A 3,774-nucleotide genomic window follows, 5' to 3' on the forward strand; every position below is an offset into this window, starting at 1 on the left:
CCTCAATGGCCGCATCGACGTTCAGCTTCATGAGCGTGCTGCCATGCATGTCGAAGAAGTCCCGGGAAGTGGTGTGGAGGCGACTTCGTTCAAGCTTGCTCATCAACGATCTCCATTCCACTTGATATGGCTGTCACACACCGCCACGTGCAGCCTCTTGCTTTGGATTGACAGCTCGATCTGAACTCAACGAAGCAGCCTCAATTGTTCAGCTGCGAACGATGACACCTCAACGTCTTCGGATCTGGACGCAAGCTCAAGCAAGTGCGGGTTCGACTCGTGCAACCGATAGGAGGCCGCACATGCAATCAATCTTTTCAGGCCATCCGGGCTTGAAAGTCGTGCGGTGACTTGCGACAAAGAATCGATGGTATTCAAACGAGTTATCCAGGACGTAAGTTCGGCCAGATGAGCATCGGCCTGTCTCGGAATGCTGCTTGCCAAGACCGACAGCGGAACTCTGGCAATGAAGTTCAATGCCTTCCATCGCACGGCATCGTCGCTGTCTCGCAGCAACTGGACACCTCGCGCCACGAGGGCGGCGTCCAGTTCCGTTGCGCAAACAAGTACGGCGTCAAGGACAAAGAAGCGAACGTAGCGCGATCGATGCGCCAGCAAGGCGAAGAAGGCATCCATCAATGGCGCCGCTTTGGCCCCCAGTTCCGAAGCAATCCATGCGCCGATCTTTGCCACTCTCTCATCCGAGCTGTTCAATAGCGTCCGCAGATTCTCCAGGGGATATCCAGCAAAGAACGCTTGCAGCAATCGATGCGCAACTTCATCGTCGCCACTTCTCAGCACCTGTTGGAGGGTCTGATCCGGATCTTGCCTCATTGTTGGTTCCTTCATGAGCCACTCAGCTTCTTTTCGATCTGACGAAGCAGGCGCTCCTCTTGACGAATTCGTTCCCGGTGAGGGCCATCTTCGCCGAGGCGATTCTGCTCATTCTTTCTTGTCTCGATACTCTTCTTCAGATCATCCTTGAGCTCGTTTAGCTGTTCTGGCTTTGCGCCTTCCGGCAGGTGATCTGGAATCGAACCATGCACTTTGCCTGTGCTATCGAGTTCAGGCAATTTCTGCTCATCTGCTCCTTCTCCACCCTCACTGAACATCCGATCCCAAGCCCGCCCGAGCGCCTGCGCACAGCGGCCATAGACATTGCTGACCGCCTCGCTTGCCGCCTGGATCGCCCGGATCGTCGCCTCGGTGAGCACCTTGTTCTCGGCGGTGCCCGGCACGGCCGCCGGCGGCAGTGGGATCGGCAGGCCTGGCATCGGCGCGTACTGCAGCCCGTTCGGGTCGACGTAGCCGGTGGGCTGGCCGTCGACGTAGCTGTAGGTGTTGATGCCGCCGACGAGCCCGATCGGGTCGGACTGGTGGTAGCGGCCGGTCTGCGGGTCGTAGTAGCGCTGGCCGTTGTAGAACAGCCCCGATTCGGTATCGGCGTACTGGCCCGGGAAGCGCAGTGGGAAGGCAAAGGGGCTGAGACCGCCAGGATCGACCTCGGGCGCGCTGCTGCCGAACGGCTCGGCCAGCCATCGCCAGCGTGTGTTGCCCTGCGGGTCGACGACGAGCCGCGGCGTGTCGAGGTGATCGGCGTGGATGAAGAAGACCTGCAGTGCCTCGCCGGCCACCGCCGCGGGCATGACCATCGCCACAGGGATGTCGCCGAGCCAGACGTATTCGCGCACCGCGGTGCCTGACGCGTCGTACTCGCCCAGCATGTGCCCCTGGTGGTCGTGCACGAAGATCAGCGTGCCGGCGGCGCTGCCGTCGCTCTTGCGGATGCGCTGCCCACCGGCGTCGTAGCTGTACGCGGTGGTGACGCCGCCGCGCGTGAGCGTGGCGAGTTGCCCGGCGAGGTTGTAGGTCGCGCTGTAGTCGGCACCGGTCACATTGCCGGCGCTGTCGTGCGAGAAGCCGCGTGCCGGGTTGCTGATGGCGGTGAGCCGGTTGCTCGCGGGTTCAATGGTGTAGCCGCTCCCGCTGCCGTTCAGGCTGAGCGCGCTGCGGTTGCCGGTGGCGTCATRCGCCAGCGCCCAACTCGCGTTGGCGCTGATCACGCTCGTCAACCGGCTGTTGCCGTCGTAGCCGAACTGCTGGTCCAGCGCCGGCTGCGGCGTGCCGTCGGGCAGCCAGTGCGTGTAGCCCGCCACGCGGTCGGCCGCGTCGTAGGTGATGTCGCGGAACATCGGACCGAGCCGCTGGCGCACGATGCGCCCGCTCAGGTCGCGCCAGCGCTCGTGCGCCAGCGCGCCGGCCTGCATCTGCCAGGCCCAGCTGCGCACCGCGCTGCCGAAGGGCTCCCAGCGGATGTCACCGAGCAGCGGCACGGGCGTACTGCCAGCATCGGCAGCGAAGCTCAGCGACGTGGCCTGCCCTTGCGTGTAGCCGATGGTCAGCACATGGCCCGACGGGTAGCTCAGCGCGGTCAGCTTGCCGCGGGTGTAGGCGTAGCCGACGGTGTGCACCACAGGCGCTGGGTTCGCGCCGCTGGCGGCCTCGATGCGCTGCACGGTGGCCGCCGGCCGGCCCTGGCCGGTGTAGCGGTACAGGGCCGAGCCTGCGGGGAAGCGGCTGCTGGTGAGGCGGCCACCGCCATACGCGAAATCGGGCCCCGTCTGGCTGTACGACCACCCCAGGCTCAGCTCGGGCTCTCCTGGCCGGCTGAAGACGAGGCTGGTCAGCCGGTGATCGGGGTCATGCCGGTAGCTGGCCAGGACACCGCGGCTGTCGGTGCGCGTGCGCAGGTTGCCGTTCGCATCCCAGGTCAGCGTGGTGGTGCCGGTGTCGGGGCTGGTGACCTGCGTGACATCGCCGAAGCCGTTGCGCACGTAGCGCGTGGCCAGCGAGCGCGGGTCGATGACCTGCGTGACGCGATTCAGCCCGTCGTGCGTGAAGCCGACGCGGCCCTGCATCGGATCGCGCCGCTCGGTCAGGCGGTACAGCCGGTCGTAGCCGTACCGGGTCTCGAGGTTCAGGCCGGGCACGCCCGGGGCCTGCGTCTGCAGCGTCAGCTGGCCCTGGGGGTCGTACTCGTAGCGGGTGACCGGTGCCGGCGACACCGGTGGGGGCGGCAGCGTCTGGGCGCCGGTGTCTAAGCACGCCAGCGCGGCCGCGGTGAGAACCGGGAGAAGCGTTCGCATCGTCCTCATGGCCGCTCCACCTGCTGCTGCACGCGTCCGAGCAGATCGATGCTGCGGGCCAGCTGCCGGGTCAGCACGCCGTCGGGGTCGTTGACCGTCTTCCCGGTCACGTTGCCTGCGGCGTCGAGCCGGTAGCCAATGCGGTGGCCGAGGTGGTCGAAGGCTGCGGTCCGGCGGTGCGCGTCGTCGTAGGCATAGCCGACCCAGCCGCCGTCGCCATCGCCGATGCGGATCAACTGGCCGACCGGGTCGTAGGCGAAGCTGACTTCTTCGCCTTCCACCGTCGTGCTCAGCAGCCGCTGCATCGCGTCGTAGGAGTTGTTCGTGACGCTGCCGTCGGGCGCGATGCGCTGCAGCACCTGCCCATGGCGGTTGTAGGCGGTGAACTGCGTCACGTCGCCGGCGGCCGTGGTGATGCGCTGAAGATCGCCCTGCGTGTGGTCGGCGGTGGTGTCGGCGTAGTAGACGTACCAGGTGGTCGTTTCACCGTCCGATCCCTGCTCGGTTGCGGTCAGCACCTGCCCGAGCGCGTTGTAGGTCCAGCGGGTGATGCGAGCCGGTTCCGATGACAGTGCCGCGTTGAAACCGAGGTGCCCGTCACCATCGTTGGTGGACTGCACGACCTGCT

2 protein-coding genes and 1 pseudogene are annotated in these 3,774 nt (G+C 65.5%); all 3 read right to left on the bottom strand.

The features are described 5' to 3' along the window. Window positions 1–186 precede the first annotated feature (186 nt). On the bottom strand, window positions 187–834 hold the full coding sequence (locus AC1D12_RS27590; RefSeq protein ID WP_477827891.1) for a hypothetical protein: 648 nt from the start codon (window positions 832–834) through the stop codon (window positions 187–189). 11 nt (window positions 835–845) lie between these two features. Beyond that, window positions 846–3,146, bottom strand: coding sequence for an RHS repeat domain-containing protein (locus AC1D12_RS27595; RefSeq protein ID WP_477844246.1), 2,301 nt, complete (start codon window positions 3,144–3,146; stop codon window positions 846–848). A gap of 5 nt (window positions 3,147–3,151) precedes the next feature. After that, window positions 3,152–3,774 (bottom strand): annotated as a pseudogene (locus AC1D12_RS27600) (RHS repeat domain-containing protein); the annotation flags it as partial.

Source organism: Rhizobacter sp. P1_G5 (genome assembly GCF_056405435.1).

Bases quoted from the DNA above. Each gene is read 5' to 3' on its own strand.
- AC1D12_RS27590 (WP_477827891.1), bottom strand. From the start codon at position 834: ATGAGGCAAGATCCGGATCAGACCCTCCAACAGGTGCTGAGAAGTGGC.